The sequence below is a fragment of the Streptomyces sp. NPDC004788 genome (assembly GCF_053601115.1).
Map to the genome: position 1 here is coordinate 1 of NZ_JBSGBF010000049.1, position 15,418 is coordinate 15,418.

Below are 15,418 nucleotides of genomic sequence, written 5' to 3' on the forward strand. Positions count from 1 at the left end.
GGACCGCCGTCGCCGGATGCGGGGGCGACGGCGGAGGCCCCGACCGGCTCGGCCGCCGGGCCGGCATGACGGCCGCCACCGGGCCGGTCACCGCCGGGCCGGCCACCGCCGGGCCGCTCGCCACCGCGCGGATCGCCGGGCGGGCTCGGCGGCATCGGCGGCGCCACCGGGGCCGGCGGGGCGCTGGGCCGGCCGCCGCGACGCGACTCGATCATGGCCGTGGCGCGCTGCGGCAGCCAGGCCGCGGCCGTGCCGCTGTCGTCGCCGCCGTCCGCCGGACCGAAGAGGTGCGGGGCGAGCATCGCCTGGAGGTCGGCCGGGGTGGGCCGCTTCGAGACGTCCATCTGCATGCAGGCGTCGATCAGGGGCCGCAGCTCGTCCGGCAGGCCCTCCAGGTCCGGGCCCTCGCGCAGCAGCATGAAGACCGTCTCGACGGGGTTGGCGCCGTGGTACGGGGCATGGCCGGTGGCGGCGAAGACCAGCATCGAGCCGAGCGAGAAGACGTCACTGGCGCCGGTGACGCTGCGCGAGTCGCGGGCCTGCTCGGGCGACATGTAGGCGGGGGTGCCGACGGCGACGTTGGTCATGGTCAGGCGCGTGTTGGAGACGCCGGACGCGATGCCGAAGTCGATCACCCGGGGGCCGTCCTCGACGACGAGGACGTTGGACGGCTTGAGGTCGCGGTGGACGAGCCCGGCGCCGTGGATCGACTGCAGGGCCTCGGCGACGCCGGCCGCGAGCCAGCGCACCGCCTGGGCCGGGAGCGGCCCGCACTCGTTCACTATCTCTTCGAGGGAGGGAGCGGGGACGTACGCGGTCGCGAGCCACGGCACGGCGGCGCGCGGATCGGCGTCGACGACGGCCGCGGTGTAGAAGCCGGAGACCGCCCGCGCGGCCTCCACCTCCCGGGTGAAGCGGACCCGGAACAGCTGGTCCTCGGCGAGCTCCGTCCGGACGGTCTTGATCGCCACGCGCCGCCCGGACGCCGAGCGCGCGAGATACACCAGGCCCATTCCGCCCGCGCCGAGCCGGCCCAGCACCTCGAAGGGCCCGATCCTTCTCGGGTCGTGCTGCGTCAGCTGCTCCACTTGCCTGCCACCTCCCCGTAGGGCCATGAGGGTACGGCCCCGTGGACCCTGATTGTTCCTGTCCGGGGCGGTGGTTGCGAACCCGGGGGCGGATCGGGGTGTCACAGGTCATATCGACCGTCCCGGCACCCGCCCTTCCGGGGGCCTTCCAGCCGCCTTCCGGGTGCCTTCCAGCTGCCTTCCGGCTGCCTTCCGGGGGCCTTCCAGCTCCCTTCCGGCTGTCGCGGCGGCCGTCGCTCGGGTGTTCACCCGGACGGCTTCGCCGCCCGCTTCTCAAGGACGGCGAAACGCGCGCCCTGGTTGTCCTGGAGGACGGCGGTGCGGCCGTGCGGGGTGTCGACGGGGTCGGTGGTGACCCGGCCGCCGAGGCGGACGGCGGTGGCGCAGGCGGTGTCGCAGTCGCGGACGGCGAAGTGGACGAGGACATGGCCGGGGAGCTCGGCGGGGAAGGCGTCGGTGATGACGGCGCGGCCGCCGAAGGCGGAGGGCCAGGAGCCCGCCCCGGAGCGGGGCGGGGACCAGACGCGGTAGTCGGCCTCCGTGGGGCCCACGGGCTGCGACTGGCGGCCGAGCCAGCCGAAGACGGAGGCGTAGAAGGTGTCGACCGCGTCCGGCTCCCTCGTGTGGACCTCCAGCCAGCAGAAGGCGCCGGGCTCGTCGACGACCTCGAAGCCGTCGGCGTCACCCGCCTGCCGCAGACCGAAGACGGCGCCGCCGGGGTCGGCGGCGAGGGCGAGGACGCCGAAGGGGCCGACGGGATAGGGCTCCATCACCATCCGGCCGCCGGCGGCCTTCACCCGCTCGGCGACGATGCCCGCGTCGTCGGCCGCCAGGTAGACGGTCCAGGTGGTGGGCATCCGCCCGTCCCGCTTGGGCAGGAGCCCGGCCACGCGGCGGCCGCGCAGCAGGGCCTCGTCGCGGTCGGGGTCGAAGCTCCAGCCGAACAGCTCGCCGTAGAAGCGCTTGCCCGCCTGGAGGTCGGGAAGCTGCGCGTCCACCCAGCACGGGGTGCCCTGTGTGAATACGGCCATGGCTTCAGGATGGGTGCCGGATCGCGGCGGCGCACGCCGCGACTCCCGGCCCGTCGGTTGTCCACCGAAGTTTTCCACAGGCTGTTAATAAGACGAATGTGCTGTGGAGGGAGCCGGGAGGCCCCGCGGGACCCCTCCGGCGAGGGGTGGCCCCCATTTGCAGTCGGCCGAATCGCGCGCGGATCACCCCTCGGTAAGCTGACGGCATGACAGGACAAGTACGCACCGTCGACGGCCGCGTGGCCGGACGACGCGGCCAGGCGACGCGGCAGAAGCTGCTCGACTGCCTCGGTGAGATGCTCAGCTCCTCGCCCTACCGGGACGTCAAGGTCATCGACGTGGCCCGCAAGGCGGGGACTTCACCCGCGACGTTCTACCAGTACTTCCCTGACGTCGAGGGCGCCGTCCTCGAGATCGCGGAGGAAATGGCCAAGGAGGGCGCGGGGTTGACCGATCTGGTCTCCGGCCGCTCCTGGGTCGGCAAGGCCGGGTGGCAGACCTCCGAGGAACTGGTCGAGGGATTCCTGGACTTCTGGCGCAAGCACGACGCGATCCTGCGGGTGGTGGACCTCGGGGCCGCGGAGGGCGACAAGCGGTTCTACAAGATCCGCATGAAGATCCTGAACTCGGTCACCAACTCCCTCACGGACGCGGTGAAGGAGCTCCAGTCGAAGGGCAAGGTCGACAAGGACATCAGCCCCGCGGCGATGGCGGGCTCGCTGGTGGCGATGCTGGCGGCGGTCGCCGGCCACCAGAAGGGCTTCCAGACCTGGGGTGTGAAGCAGGCCGAACTCAAGCCGAACCTCGCCCTGTTGGTGCATCTGGGGATCACGGGCAAGAAGCCGACGAAGTAACCCCGCAGCCCGGGGAGCGCCCCGCTTCCTTCACCCGTCCTGTCGCGCCGGCGGTGGCCCCACGTACGTGTACGCGTACGGGGGACCACCGCCGGTTTTTTGCGCCCGGCCCGGATCAGGCGCGCGTCAGCCGGAACAGCCGGATCTCCCGCTCGATCCGCGCCTGGTACGTCGCGTACGGCGGCCAGAACGCCAGCACCGCCCGCCACGCCTCCGCCCGCTCCTCCCCCGTGAGCAGCCGCGCCCGTACGGGGAAGCTCTCGCCGCGCCAGCTGACCTCGGCGTCCGGGTGGGCGAGCAGGTTGGCGGTCCAGGCGGGATGCCCCGGCCGGCCGAAGTTGGAGCCGACGAGCACCCAGGTGCCGGCGTCCGGCTCCGGCATGCAGGCGAGCGGGGTGACCCGCGGCTGCCCGCTCTTCGCGCCCTTGGCGGTGAGGACGACGCCCGGCAGCATGCGCGCGCTCAGCATCACCTTGCCCCGGGTCAGCCGGTGCACGGCCCGGTCCATGGCGGGGACGAAGTGCGGGGCGACCTTGGCGAAGGTACGGGTGGAGGAGACCTTCTGCATCACGCGCAGCCCGATCGGCACCTACGCCACCTCCCCAAAGGCGCCGGACGCCCCGGAGGCCCCGGAGGTCCCAGGGGCGCCGGAAGCCCCGGACGCCCCGGAGGTCCCGCCCGCCTCGCCGAAGAGGGCGGCGCGCTCGGCGGCCCGCGCCCGCAGGGCCACCGCCGGGCCGAAGAGCAGCTCGTCCGCCGCCGCCCGCTTGAAGTACAGATGGGCGTCGTGCTCCCAGGTGACGCCGATCCCGCCGTGCAGCTGGATCGTCTCGGCGGCCGCCGCCCGCTGGGCTTCGAGGGCCTGGGCGAGGGCGAGCCCGGCGGAGACGGGATCGGCGTCCGCCGCCGCGCAGTGGGTGAGCGAGCGCGCCGACTCGATCTGGACGAGGAGGTCGGCGAGCCGGTGCTTGAGGGCCTGGAAGGAGCCGATCGGCCGGCCGAACTGCTCGCGCGTGGCGGCGTGTTCGACGGTACGGTCGAGGGCTCCGCGGGCGGCGCCGACGGCCTCGGCGGCCAGCGCGACGGCGGCGGCGCGCCCGGTCGTGGCGAGCGCGCCGAGCACGTCCAGCGGCTCCGCACCCAGCAACTCCGCCGACACGTGGCGGAGTTCGAGGGCCGCCTGGGAGCGGGTGAGGTCGAGGGTGGCCTCCCGGCGCCGCACGAGACCGGTCGCGGCCGCCTTCACGAGGAAGAGCAGGGTACGGCTGCGCGGGAAGCCGCCGGTGTGCGCCGCGACCAGGAGCAGCCCGGCGCTGTGCCCGTCGAGGACGTGGCCGGCCTCCCCGTACAGCGACCAGCCGCCCTCCGGCAGCGGCACGGCCTGGACGCCGCCGGAGCGGCCGCCGCCCGACCAGGGCGTGGCGGTGTTGTCGCCGACGAGGTCGAGGGCGAGCGGGAGGGAGCCGCCGGACAGGGCGAGGGCACAGGTCAGGGAGCCGTCCGCGATGCGGGGCAGCAGGTCGGCGCGCTGCGCCGCGGTGCCGAGCGCGGTGATCAGCGGCGCGGCGAGGACGGCGGTGGCGAGGAGCGGGGAGGGCGTGAGGGCGCGGCCGGTCTCCTCGCAGGCGACGGCCAGTTCGGCGGGGCCGCAGCCGGCTCCGCCGTACCGCTCGGGCAGGGCGAGGCCGGGCAGGCCGAGGGTGCCGGCGAGGGTGGCCCAGAGTCCGGTGTCGTAGCCCTCGGGGGTGGCGACGGCGGCTCGGGTCCCGGCCGGTCCGGCGCGCTTGGCGAGGAGCTCGCGCAGGGTGCGGCGGATCTCCCGCCGGACCTCCTGCCGATGCTCCAGCTGTTCTTCGGTGACGGCGGCGGTACGCATGGGTCTCCCTTCCGGGGTCCCTCGTATCTGACGGTGCGTCATGCTAGGACCGTGCGGAGCAGAAGCACAGCCCGGCGGACCTCCCGATCCGCCAAATCTGATGTACCGTCAGATTCATGCCCACCACCACAACGGACCGCCGTCGGCGCGTCGCCGTCGTCGGCATATCCCTCTCCGACTGCGGCCGGGTCGACGAGGCCACGCCCTATGCCCTGCACGCCCAGGCCGCCCGGCGCGCCCTCGCCGACAGCGGCCTGGACCGCTCACTGATCGACGGCCTCGCCTCGGCGGGCCTCGGCGTCCTCGCGCCGGTGGAGGTCGCCGAGTACCTGGGCCTGCGCCCGCGCTGGGTGGACTCCACCTCGGTCGGCGGCGCCACCTGGGAGGTCATGGCGGCGCACGCCGCCGACGCCATCGCCGCCGGACATGCCAACGCCGTCCTGCTCGTCTACGGCTCCACCGCCCGCGCCGACGTCCGGGCGCGCCGCCGCACCGGCAACCTCTCCTTCGGGGCGCGCGGCCCGCTCCAGTTCGAAGTCCCGTACGGGCACAGCCTGATCGCCAAGTACGCGATGGCCGCCCGCCGCCACATGCACGAGTACGGCACCACCCTGGAGCAGCTCGCCGAGGTCGCCGTGCAGGCGCGGGCGAACGCGGCGCTGAACCCGGAGGCGATGTTCCGCGACCCGGTCACGGTCGACGAGGTCCAGGGCGGCCCGATGATCGCGGACCCGTTCACCAAGCTGCACTGCTGCATCCGCAGCGACGGCGGCTGCGCGGTGCTGCTCGCGGCCGAGGAGTACATCCCCGACACGGCGAAGGCCCCGGTGTGGATCCTCGGCACGGGCGAGTACGTCTCGCACACCACGATGTCGGAGTGGGAGGACTTCACGGTCTCCCCGGCCGCCGTCAGCGGCCGGCTCGCCTTCGAGCGGGCGGGCGTGCGGCCTGAGGACATCGAACTGGCCGAGATCTACGACGCGTTCACCTACATGACCCTGGTGACCCTGGAGGACCTGGGCTTCTGCGCGAAGGGCGAGGGCGGCGCGTACTTCGCGGAGAAGGACCGGCTGCCGGTGAACACGGACGGCGGCGGCCTGTCCGCCTGCCACCCGGGGATGCGGGGGCTGTTCCTGCTGGTGGAGGCGGTACGGCAGCTGCGCGGCGAGGCGCCGGGGCTACAGGTGCGACGGCCGGACGGCTCGCTGCCGGAGCTGGCGGTGGCATCGGGGACGGGGGGCTGGTTCTGCTCCTCGGGAACGGTGGTGCTGGGCCGGGACTGAGATCTACACATCCGTCATAGACAAGCGTGTAGGACATCCGTATAGTCGCCTGTGCGGGGCCGGAGCGGCCCCGCACCACCCGACAAGGAGTCCCGCCATGCGTGCTGCCAAGACCGTCCTGATCTCCGGCGCCTCGATCGCCGGCCCCGCCCTGGCCCTCTGGCTGCACCGCTACGGGTTCGTCCCGACCGTCGTCGAGAAGGCGCCCGCCCTGCGCACCGGCGGGTACAAGGTCGACCTGCGCGGCGACGCCATCGGGATCTGCGCCCGGATGGGCATCCTCGACGAGGTCCGCGCCCACTCCACCGACATGGCGGGCGGCTCGTACGTCGACTCCCGTGGCCGTACGGTCGGTGAACTGCCCGCCGAGATCTTCGGCGGCCGCACCGAGCAGGACGACGAGATCATGCGCGGCGACCTCGCCCGGATCCTGTACGAGCGGACCCGCGACGACGTCGAGTACCTCTTCGGCGACTCGATCGCGAGCCTGGCCGAGGACCCGGACGGCGTCACCGTCACCTTCGACTCGGGCACCGTCCGCCGCTTCGACCTGGTGGTCGGCGCGGACGGCCTGCACTCGCACACCCGCCGCCTGGTCTTCGGCGACGAGCGGCGGTTCAAGCGCCACCTCGGCGCGTACATCTCCATCTTCTCGGCGCCCAACCGGCTCGGCCTGACCCGCTGGGAGACCTACCACGCCCGCCCGGACAAGCTGATCTCCGTCTACGCCACCGCCGGCGAGCGGGCCGGCACCGCCAAGAACTGCTTCGTCTTCGCCGCCCCCGCCGAACTCCCCTACGACCACCGCGACACCGCCGCCCAGAAGCGCCTCCTCGCCGACGCCTTCGCGGGCGACGACTGGGAGATCCCGCGCCTGATCGCGGACGCGGCCGACGCCGACGACTTCTACTTCGACTCCATCGCCACCATCCACATGGACCGCTGGTCCCGCGGCCGCGTCGTCCTCCTCGGCGACGCCGCCCACTGCACCTCCCCCGCCTCCGGCCAGGGCACCGGCCTCGCCCTCACCGGCGCCTACGTCCTCGCCGGCGAACTCGCCGCGGCCGGCGGCGACCACCTGGCCGCCTTCGCCGCGTACGAGGAACTGATGCGCCCGGGCGTCGAACTCAACCGGCGCTTCGCGGAGAAGTTCGCCAAGGAGATGACCGTCTCCTCCCGCTGGAAGATCGCCCTGCGCATGTTCATGGTCCGCACGCTCCCGAAGACCCCGTTCAAGAACCTCATCGCGAAGAAGATCCGCGAGGAGATCCAGCGGGCGTCGACGGCGGTGCCGGTGAAGGAGTACGCGGCGAGGGCCGAGGCGGCCTGAACGCGTTCGAAAACCCCTACCGGTGCACGTGAGGCCCCTGTTACGATCGCGCCTTCGGACGGGAAGCGCCGGAGGGGGCAGCGCGGGGAGACCCGCGCACGAAGGCCGCCCGTCCCTGCCTATCAGGCTCACGGAGGGGAACTTCCTTGCACATACGCACCCGCAGAACACTGGCCCTCGCCACCGCCGCCGCCATCTCCGCCGGCCTCTGCACCGCACTCACCACCCCGGCCCTCGCCGCCGACACCCCGGCGGCCGACGAGGTCGTGATCCCGAACCCGGGCCGCTTCCAGCCCCAGGGCGAACAGCTCGGCCAGGTCGGCCCGACCGGCTACGCCCACCGGCGAGAGACCGGAAGCGCCGGCTGGGTCTGGACCGACACCGGGACCGGCACCGACAAGCCGATCACCGAAGAGCAGGCCACCAAGGGCCACTCCGGCCTCTACCCGGCGGTCACCGCCGACCACGTCAAGGTCAGGGATGTGGCCACCGGGCAGGAACACCTGGACGTGGTGCTGCCGGAAGGCCGGCGATTCACCGGCGCCTTCAACGCCGACACCGCGGTGACGTCCACCCTGCGCCCCGACGGGACGTACCTCGACGCGATCCAGCTGCTCCAGCTCGTCGACGGCAAGCCCACCGAGCGCGCGGTGACCCCGCTGACCGAGCAGTTCGCCGAGGTGGAGGTCCGTCAGCAGGACTCGCACGGCGCCCTGCTCCGCCTCTACCGCGAGCCGGGCCAGTCGGGGGTCGACTACGTACTCGACTACGCGACCGCCACGCTCAAGCCGGCGGCGTCGAGCGGCGAGGGCGTGTACGTCGAGCTGGGCGCCGACCGCATCGCGTACTACGACTTTCTCAACTACCGGGTCCTGACGGCCCCGCGCGACAACCCGAAGCAGACCACCGAGACGCCGATGCCCTCGCTCCAGGACACCTGGAACGCGGAGCTGGCGATCGCCGGCGACTGGGTCCTGGTCGTCGAGCAGCCCTCGCAGCGCACCGAGATGACCGTCACCGGAAACCCGCTGAAGGCCGTCCGCATCGGCACTGGCGAGGTCAGGGACCTCCTGCCGCACGCGGCCGCGCAGCTCGCCGCCGCCCCGGACGGCAGCGTCCTCGCCGTCGGCGGCACGGGCGCTGACGACTGGGCGGTGCAGCGCGTCACGATCGGCGAGGACGGCGCGCCGAAGCTCACCAAAGTGTCCGAGATCCCGGCCGCCCCGGCCCGCTTCGCGGGCATCGCCCTGGGCGGCGGCCGGCTGAACTTCCTGAGCGACGACGTGTCGGGCATCGACGCGCTGGGCCTCCACGACGTCGACGTCGACCTGACCACCGACCCGGCGTCCGCGGGCGCCCCGCGCCTGCGCGCCAAGGTCACCGACGCTCCGTCCGCCCCCGGCCTGGTGTCGCTCGGGGACGGCGACTCCGTCTACACCCACGACAACCGCCTCTACGCCCGGACCGACGGCACCACCAGCCGCACCGCCGACCTCCCGGTCGCCCACGCCACGGTGATCGATGGCGCCGGCCGCTACGTCCTGGCCGAGCGGGGCACCACCAAGTACGTCGCCGACCTCCAGAACGACGGCACCAGCGCGACGGACGTACGGCTCACGCTCCAGGACACCGCCGCGGCGCTGTGGGACACCAAGGTCTGGAAGCCGGCCGCGACCCCGGGTCAGGTCAACGCCTACGACCTCCGCACGAATACCACCTCGGCACCGGTCGACCTCGGCTCCGGCTGCCGCCCCACCGAGCTCCAGGCCGTCGGCCGCTGGCTCTACTGGGCCTGCGGCGCCGACAAGGCCGGCGTCTACGACCAGACCGCGAAGAAGAGCGTGCCGGTCCCGGCCGGCGAGGCCCTGCTCGGTGACGGCTTCGTCGTGCGCCACGAGGGCGACACGCTGAAGCTCACCGACGCGGTCTCCGGCGAGACCCGCGACCTCGCCGACCTCCCGGCCGGGATGGGCTCGGGCCGCCGGTCGACCTGGACCGTGGACAAGTTCGGCGGCGGTGTCGCCTTCGTCGACGCCGAGAAGAACATCCACGTCAAGAAGACCGGTGTCACGGCGCAGCCGCTGGCACGGCTCCAGCACACGGTCGAGCCGCTGACCTTCACCGGCTCCGGTGTCGAGCCCGCGCCCGCCACCTGGTCCCCCGTGTGGCGCTTCTCGAAGCAGGTCGGCGCCTGGACGCTGCGCGTCGCGAAGGGCGACGGCGAAAGCGTCCGTACGTTCACCGGGACGAGCGGCACCGGCGCCGCCGTCCGCGTGAAGTGGGACGGCAAGGACTCCCGTGGCCGCGCCGTCGAGAACGGGCAGTACCGCTGGGAGCTGACCGCCCGTCCGCTCGACGGCATCGGCAACGCCCAGGTGTTCTGGGACGTCTTCGACGTCAAGGGCAGCTCGCTCACCACCCTGCCCGGCACCTTCTCCCCGGTCACCCCGACCCGGCTCCTCGACACCCGCTCCGGCCTCGGCGCCCCGAAGGCGAAGATCGGCCCGAACGGCACGGTCCTGCTGAAGGTGGCGGGCACGGCCGGGGTACCGACCGAGGGGCTCACCTCCGTGGTCCTCAACGTCACCGCCACCAACGCGACGGCCGACAGCTTCGTCTCCGTCTACCCGTCCGGCACCCTGCGCACCTCGTCCTCCAGCCTCAACTTCAAGGCCGGCAAGACCGCCGCGAACCTGGTGACCGTCCCCGTCATCGACGGCTACGTCCAGCTCTACAACAAGAACGGCTCCGTCGACCTCCTCGCCGACATCGCCGGTTACTACGCCGAGGGCACCTCGGGCTCCACCTACCAGCCGGTCGCCCCGAAGCGCCTGATGGACACCCGCAACGGCACCGGCGTGCCGAAGGCGAAGATCCAGGCCGGCGGCACGGTGACCCTTCCGGTGACCGAGCCGGGTGTCACCGCGGTGGCCCTGAACGTGACGGCGACCAACGCCACCTCGGCGAGCTTCGTGTCGGTCTACCCGTACGGCACCGCCCGCCCGAACGTCTCGAACGTCAACTTCGAGGCCGGGCAGACCGTCCCCAACATGGCCGTGGTCCCGGTGAAGGACGGCAAGATCACCTTCTACAACCGAGCCGGGTCGGTGGACGTGATCGCCGATGTCGCCGGGTACTTCAAGGGCGGCGCCGGCGCGGTCTTCACCGGCATGCAGCCCAAGCGCCTGATGGACACCCGTGACGGCACCGGCGTCGCCAAGGCCAAGGTCGGCGCGGGCCAGACGGTGAGCCTCACCGTCGGCACGAAGTACAAGGCCGTCGTCCTCAACGTCACCGCGACCAACCCGACGGCGACGAGCTTCGTCTCCGTCTACCCGTACGGCACGCCCCGCCCGTCCGCGTCGAACCTCAACTTCGTCGCCGGGCAGACCGTGCCCAACGGTGTGATCGTCCCGGTCAAGGACGGCAAGATCACCTTCTACAACCACAACGGCACCGTCGACCTCATCGCCGACGTGACGGGTTATTACACCGACTGATCCCCCGGATCGGCAGCGCAGGGCCTCATGATGGACGCCATGGACGACGAACGGCGTTTTCAGGAGGCCCTGCGGTCTCTCCGGGTCTGGGACACCGAGCTGCCCGCCTTCGATCCGGCGGACGTGCCGGAGGAGCCGGTGGCGCTCTTCCACACGTGGTTCGCGGGCGCGGTGGAGGCGAAGGCGGTCGAGCCGCACACCATGGCGCTCGCCACGGTGGACGCGGACGGGCGGCCCGACGTGCGGACGGTGATGCTGCACGACGTGGACGCGCGCGGCTGGCACTTCGGCTCGCACGCCGGCAGCGCGAAGGGCCGGCAGCTGGCCGCCCGGCCCGAGGCGGCGCTCAACTTCTACTGGCCGGCGCAGGGCCGGGCCGTGCGGGTGCGGGGCCGGGTGGTGACCGGGACACAGGAGGAGGCGTACGCGGATCTGCACGCCCGGACCGCCGGGGCGCTCGCCTCCGCGCTGGTCGGGCACCAGAGCGAGGTGCTCGGTTCGCTCGGCGAGCTCGCGGAGGCGAGCGCGGCGGCCTGGGACCGGGCCCAGCGTGAGCCGGAGGCGCACGCGGAGAGCTGGACGCTGTACGTGGTGGAGCCGGCCGAGGTCGAGTTCTTCCAGGGCGACGAGCAGCGCCGGCACGTACGGCTCAGGTACCGGAGGACCACCGAGACCGGGGCCTGGGCGCGCGAGCTGCTCTGGCCGTAGCGCCCCGATCGGCCCGGACCGGCCCCGAACCGGCCCCGATCGGCCCTGGCCAGCCCGGATCGGCCCCGATCAGCCCGGGTCCCCGTACATCGCGTCGATCTCCCGCGCGAAGTCCCTCAGCACCGCCCTCCGTCTGAGTTTCAGGGAGGGCGTGAGGTGCCCGCTCGTCTCGGTCCACTCCGTGGTCAGGATCCGGAACGCGCGGATCGACTCGGCCCGCGACACCAGCCGGTTCGCCTCGTCGACCGCGCGCTGGACCACGGCGAGCAGCTCCTCGTCGCGGGCCAGCTCCCACAGCGCGAGGTGGTCCTTGTGGCGCATCCGGCGCCAGTGCAGCAGGCCCTCGTGGTCGAGGGTGACGAGCGCGGTGACGAACGGGCGGTTGTCGCCCAGCACCATGCACTGGGCGACCAGCGGGTGGGCGCGCAGCCAGTCCTCCAGAGGCGCCGGGGCGACGTTCTTGCCGGCGGAGGTGACGATCATGTCCTTCTTGCGGCCGGTGATGCGCAGATGGCCCTCGTGGTCGAGAGCGCCGAGGTCGCCGGTGGGGAACCAGCCGTCGTCGGTGTACGGCAGGGCGACGCCGCGCTGGGCGTCCCAGTAACCGGCGAAGACATGGCCGCCCTTGAGCCAGATCTCGCCGTCGGGCGCGATCCGGACGGCGGTGCCGGGCAGCGGGCGGCCGACGGTGCCGGGGCGGGGGCCGTGCAGCGGGGTGACGGTGGCGGCGGCGGTGGTCTCCGTCAGGCCGTACCCCTCGTACACCTCGATGCCCGCGCCCGCGAAGAACTCGGCGAGCCGGGCGCCGAGCGGCGAGCCGCCGCAGATGACGTGGCGGACCCGGCCGCCGAGCGCGGCGCGGATGCGCTTGTAGACGAGCGGGTCGTAGAGGGCGCGGGCGGCGCGCAGCCCGAGGGACGGCTGGGCGTCCCGCGCCTCCCGCGCGTCCTGCCCCTGGCCGTACCGCTCCCTGCCGTACCGCTCGGCCACCCGCGCCGCCCTGTCGAAGGAGGCGGCGCGGCCGGCGCGTTCGGCGGTGGCGCGGGCGGTGTGGAAGACCTTCTCCAGGACGTACGGGATGGCGAGCAGGAAGGTCGGGCGGAAGCTCGCGAGGTCGGCGAGGAGTTCGTCGCTCTCGATGGACGGCGCGTGGCCGACCCGCACCCGGGCGCGGACACAGCCGATGGCGACCATGCGCCCGAAGACGTGCGAGAGCGGGAGGAAGAGGAGCGTGGACGCCGGCTCCTTGGTCACCGAGCGGAAGACGGGGTGCAGGAGCTCGACCGCGTTGTCGACCTCGGCGAAGAAGTTGGCGTGGGTGAGCGCGCAGCCCTTGGGCCGGCCGGTGGTGCCGGAGGTGTAGATGAGGGTGGCGAGGTCCTGCGGGGTGAGCAGCCCGCGCCGCGCGGTGACGGCCTCGTCGGCCACCCGCGCGCCGGCTCTTCGCAGCTGGTCGACGGCGCCGGTGTCGAGGACCCACAGCTGGCCGAGCGCGGGCAGTTGGCGGCGCTCGGCGGAGACCAGCCGGGCCTGCGCGGCGTCCTCGACGACACAGGCGGTGGCGCCGGAGTCCTGGAGGATCCAGCGGGTCTGGTACGCGGACGAGGTCGGGTACAGCGGGACGGTGATCAGCCCGGCGGCCCAGGCCGCGAAGTCGAGCAGCGTCCACTCGTACCGGGTACGGGCCATCAGCGCGAGCCGGTCGCCGGGCCGCAGCCCGTGCGCCACGAGCCCCTTGGCGACGGCGTGCACGTCGGCGGCGAAGGCGGAGGCGGTGACGTCGGTCCAGCCGCCGTCCGGCGCCTTGCGGGCGAAGAGCACGGCCGCCGGGTCCTCGCGGGCGGTCTCGTACGGCAGGTCGGCGAGCGAGCCGCGCCGCACGGGCGGGACGAGCGCGGGTACGGAGACCTCGGTGACGGGCACGTGCGGCTCCTCGGGGCATCGAGAACCGGACAGTAACCTTACTTCCGAGTAAATCTAGGGCGTGGGAAGGGATTTGGACAGATCCGGGCAGCGCCCCCTGCAAACGCACCGCGCCCCGGACCGTCGGGTCCGGGGCGCGGTGTGTACGACACGCGGCTCGCGTCAGGCGGCGGCCGGGACCGCGACCTTCTGCTCGGCCTGCTCGGCGTCGGCCGGCTCGTCGACCGGGGAGGCCGAGGCCGACGCGTAGGCGGCGAGGTCCAGGATCTTCTCGCGGGCGGAGACGATGACCGGGACCAGGGCCTGGCCGGCGACGTTGGTGGCGGTGCGCATCATGTCGAGGATCGGGTCGATCGCCATCAGCAGACCGACGCCCTCCAGCGGCAGGCCCAGGGTGGAGAGGGTCAGCGTCAGCATGACCGTCGCACCGGTGAGACCGGCGGTGGCCGCCGAGCCGATGACCGAGACGAAGGCGATGAGCAGGTACTCCTTGACGCCCAGCTGGACGTCGAAGATCTGCGCGATGAAGATCGCCGCGAGCGCCGGGTAGATCGCGGCGCAGCCGTCCATCTTGGTGGTGGCGCCGAACGGCACGGAGAAGGAGGCGTACTCCTTCGGGACGCCGAGGCGCTCGGTGACCCGCTGGGTGACCGGCATGGTGCCGACGGAGGAGCGGGAGACGAAGGCCAGCTGGATGGCGGGCCAGGCGCCCTTGTAGAACTGCAGCGGGTTCAGCTTGGCGACGGTCGCGAGCAGCAGCGGGTAGACGCCGAAGAGGACGAGCGCGCAGCCGACGTAGACGTCGACGGTGAAGGTCGCGTACTTGCCGAGCAGGTCCCAGCCGTAGTTGACGATGGCGCGGCCGATGAGGCCGGCGGTGCCGATCGGGGCCAGCCGAATGACCCACCACAGGGCCTTCTGCAGCAGCTGGAGCGCGGACTCGGAGAGGGTGAGCAGCGGCGCGGCCTTCTCCCCGAGCTGGAGCGCGGCGATGCCGGCGACGGCGGCCATGAAGACGATCTGCAGGACGTTCAGCTCGGTGAACGGCGTGATGACGTCCGTCGGGATGATGCCGGTGAGGAAGTCGATCCAGCTGCCGTGGTGCTCGGGCAGCTTGCCGTCCTTCGGCGTGAGGCCGGTGCCGGAGCCCGGGTTCGTGAGCAGGCCGATCGCGAGGCCGATGGAGACGGCGATCAGCGAGGTGATCATGAACCAGACGAGGGTCTGCACGGCGAGCCGGGCCGCGTTGTTGACCTTGCGGAGGTTGGTGATCGAGACCAGGATCGCGAAGAAGACGAGCGGGGCGACGGCGAGCTTCAGGAGCTGGACGAAGATGCCGCCGACCTGGGTCAGGGTCTCCTTGAGCCAGCCGACGTCCTGGCTGCGGGCCACCCAGCCGAGCAGGACGCCGATGACGAGACCGGCGACGATCTGGGCCCAGAACGGGACCTTGGGTATACGGGACTTCGCCACGGGCGCGGGCGCAGACGCGGACACGGGCACACTCCACTGGTGCGTATCGGGGGAATACGGGACGGGGGTGCGGCACACACGCGCTTTCGCGCGGGCCGCTGCATGATGCCGGATCAGAAGGCGCGGCAACAGACCGCGGACATACAGCGGCACAGATCGACGTGCAGGCGCGCCACGAGCAGGCTGCTCGCGGCCTCACGGGGGCGCACTGCGGTCTTCATGGCAAGAACGTTAACACTTGTACTTTGAGAACCTCAAAGCAGTTCTTTGAGGTAAAGGGGTGCCAGGGCGGCGTCTCAGCCTTCGGAACGCAGAAAACCCCTGGCGGGAGCCTTCGAAGCTCCCGCCAGGG

11 protein-coding genes are annotated in these 15,418 nt (G+C 72.6%); 5 read left to right on the forward strand and 6 right to left on the reverse strand.

All coding sequences use genetic code 11. The annotated features are described in order from the left end of the window. Both ACWEJX_RS21645 and ACWEJX_RS21650 read right to left on the reverse strand, forming a co-directional pair. Positions 1 to 1,088 (reverse strand): serine/threonine-protein kinase (locus tag ACWEJX_RS21645; RefSeq protein WP_451609048.1); only part of this gene is annotated, 1,088 nt, incomplete at its 3' end. A 245-nt stretch (positions 1,089 to 1,333) separates the two neighbouring features. Beyond that, entirely contained in the window at positions 1,334 to 2,119 is a 786-nt protein-coding gene (locus tag ACWEJX_RS21650) for a VOC family protein (RefSeq protein WP_451609049.1), read from the reverse strand. A gap of 206 nt (positions 2,120 to 2,325) precedes the next feature. Here ACWEJX_RS21650 and ACWEJX_RS21655 point away from each other — a divergent pair, with 206 nt between their 5' ends. Next, a complete protein-coding gene (locus tag ACWEJX_RS21655; protein WP_451609050.1) occupies positions 2,326 to 2,973 on the forward strand; it encodes a TetR family transcriptional regulator in 648 nt (215 codons plus the stop codon). A gap of 115 nt (positions 2,974 to 3,088) precedes the next feature. Here ACWEJX_RS21655 and ACWEJX_RS21660 read toward each other — a convergent pair whose 3' ends face one another. Continuing rightward, the gene (locus ACWEJX_RS21660; protein ID WP_451609092.1) at positions 3,089 to 3,541 is read right to left on the reverse strand and encodes a nitroreductase family deazaflavin-dependent oxidoreductase; all 453 of its coding nucleotides are present in this window, start codon (positions 3,539 to 3,541) and stop codon (positions 3,089 to 3,091) included. 21 nt (positions 3,542 to 3,562) lie between these two features. After that, positions 3,563 to 4,849 (reverse strand): acyl-CoA dehydrogenase family protein, encoded by a 1,287-nt coding sequence (locus ACWEJX_RS21665; RefSeq protein WP_451609051.1) that lies wholly within the window; start codon positions 4,847 to 4,849, stop codon positions 3,563 to 3,565. A gap of 116 nt (positions 4,850 to 4,965) precedes the next feature. On the opposite strand from ACWEJX_RS21665, the gene ACWEJX_RS21670 reads away from it, so the two are divergent. From ACWEJX_RS21670 to ACWEJX_RS21685, 4 genes are all read left to right on the forward strand, one after another. After that, a complete protein-coding gene (locus ACWEJX_RS21670) occupies positions 4,966 to 6,132 on the forward strand; it encodes a thiolase C-terminal domain-containing protein (protein WP_451609052.1) in 1,167 nt (388 codons plus the stop codon). Between the two features lie 97 nt (positions 6,133 to 6,229). Next, positions 6,230 to 7,462 (forward strand): FAD-dependent monooxygenase, encoded by a 1,233-nt coding sequence (locus ACWEJX_RS21675; protein ID WP_451609053.1) that lies wholly within the window; start codon positions 6,230 to 6,232, stop codon positions 7,460 to 7,462. Positions 7,463 to 7,608: 146 nt separating this feature from the next. After that, the gene (locus ACWEJX_RS21680; protein ID WP_451609054.1) at positions 7,609 to 10,962 is read left to right on the forward strand and encodes a hypothetical protein; all 3,354 of its coding nucleotides are present in this window, start codon (positions 7,609 to 7,611) and stop codon (positions 10,960 to 10,962) included. Positions 10,963 to 11,001: 39 nt separating this feature from the next. Continuing rightward, positions 11,002 to 11,670, forward strand: coding sequence for a pyridoxine/pyridoxamine 5'-phosphate oxidase (locus tag ACWEJX_RS21685; protein ID WP_451609055.1), 669 nt, complete (start codon positions 11,002 to 11,004; stop codon positions 11,668 to 11,670). Positions 11,671 to 11,739: 69 nt separating this feature from the next. Here the strand turns inward: ACWEJX_RS21685 and ACWEJX_RS21690 are convergent, their stop codons facing one another. Together ACWEJX_RS21690 and ACWEJX_RS21695 are read right to left on the reverse strand one after the other, a co-directional pair. Beyond that, positions 11,740 to 13,647, reverse strand: a complete 1,908-nt coding sequence (locus ACWEJX_RS21690; RefSeq protein ID WP_451609093.1) for an AMP-dependent synthetase/ligase — start codon at positions 13,645 to 13,647, stop codon at positions 11,740 to 11,742. A gap of 108 nt (positions 13,648 to 13,755) precedes the next feature. After that, positions 13,756 to 15,090 (reverse strand): dicarboxylate/amino acid:cation symporter, encoded by a 1,335-nt coding sequence (locus tag ACWEJX_RS21695; RefSeq protein ID WP_451609056.1) that lies wholly within the window; start codon positions 15,088 to 15,090, stop codon positions 13,756 to 13,758. Positions 15,091 to 15,418 lie beyond the last annotated feature (328 nt).

Bases quoted from the DNA above. Each gene is read 5' to 3' on its own strand.
- ACWEJX_RS21650 (WP_451609049.1), bottom strand. From the start codon at position 2,119: ATGGCCGTATTCACACAGGGCACCCCGTGCTGGGTGGACGCGCAGCTT.
- ACWEJX_RS21655 (WP_451609050.1), top strand. From the start codon at position 2,326: ATGACAGGACAAGTACGCACCGTCGACGGCCGCGTGGCCGGACGACGC.
- ACWEJX_RS21660 (WP_451609092.1), bottom strand. From the start codon at position 3,541: ATGCAGAAGGTCTCCTCCACCCGTACCTTCGCCAAGGTCGCCCCGCAC.
- ACWEJX_RS21665 (WP_451609051.1), bottom strand. From the start codon at position 4,849: ATGCGTACCGCCGCCGTCACCGAAGAACAGCTGGAGCATCGGCAGGAG.
- ACWEJX_RS21670 (WP_451609052.1), top strand. From the start codon at position 4,966: ATGCCCACCACCACAACGGACCGCCGTCGGCGCGTCGCCGTCGTCGGC.
- ACWEJX_RS21675 (WP_451609053.1), top strand. From the start codon at position 6,230: ATGCGTGCTGCCAAGACCGTCCTGATCTCCGGCGCCTCGATCGCCGGC.
- ACWEJX_RS21685 (WP_451609055.1), top strand. From the start codon at position 11,002: ATGGACGACGAACGGCGTTTTCAGGAGGCCCTGCGGTCTCTCCGGGTC.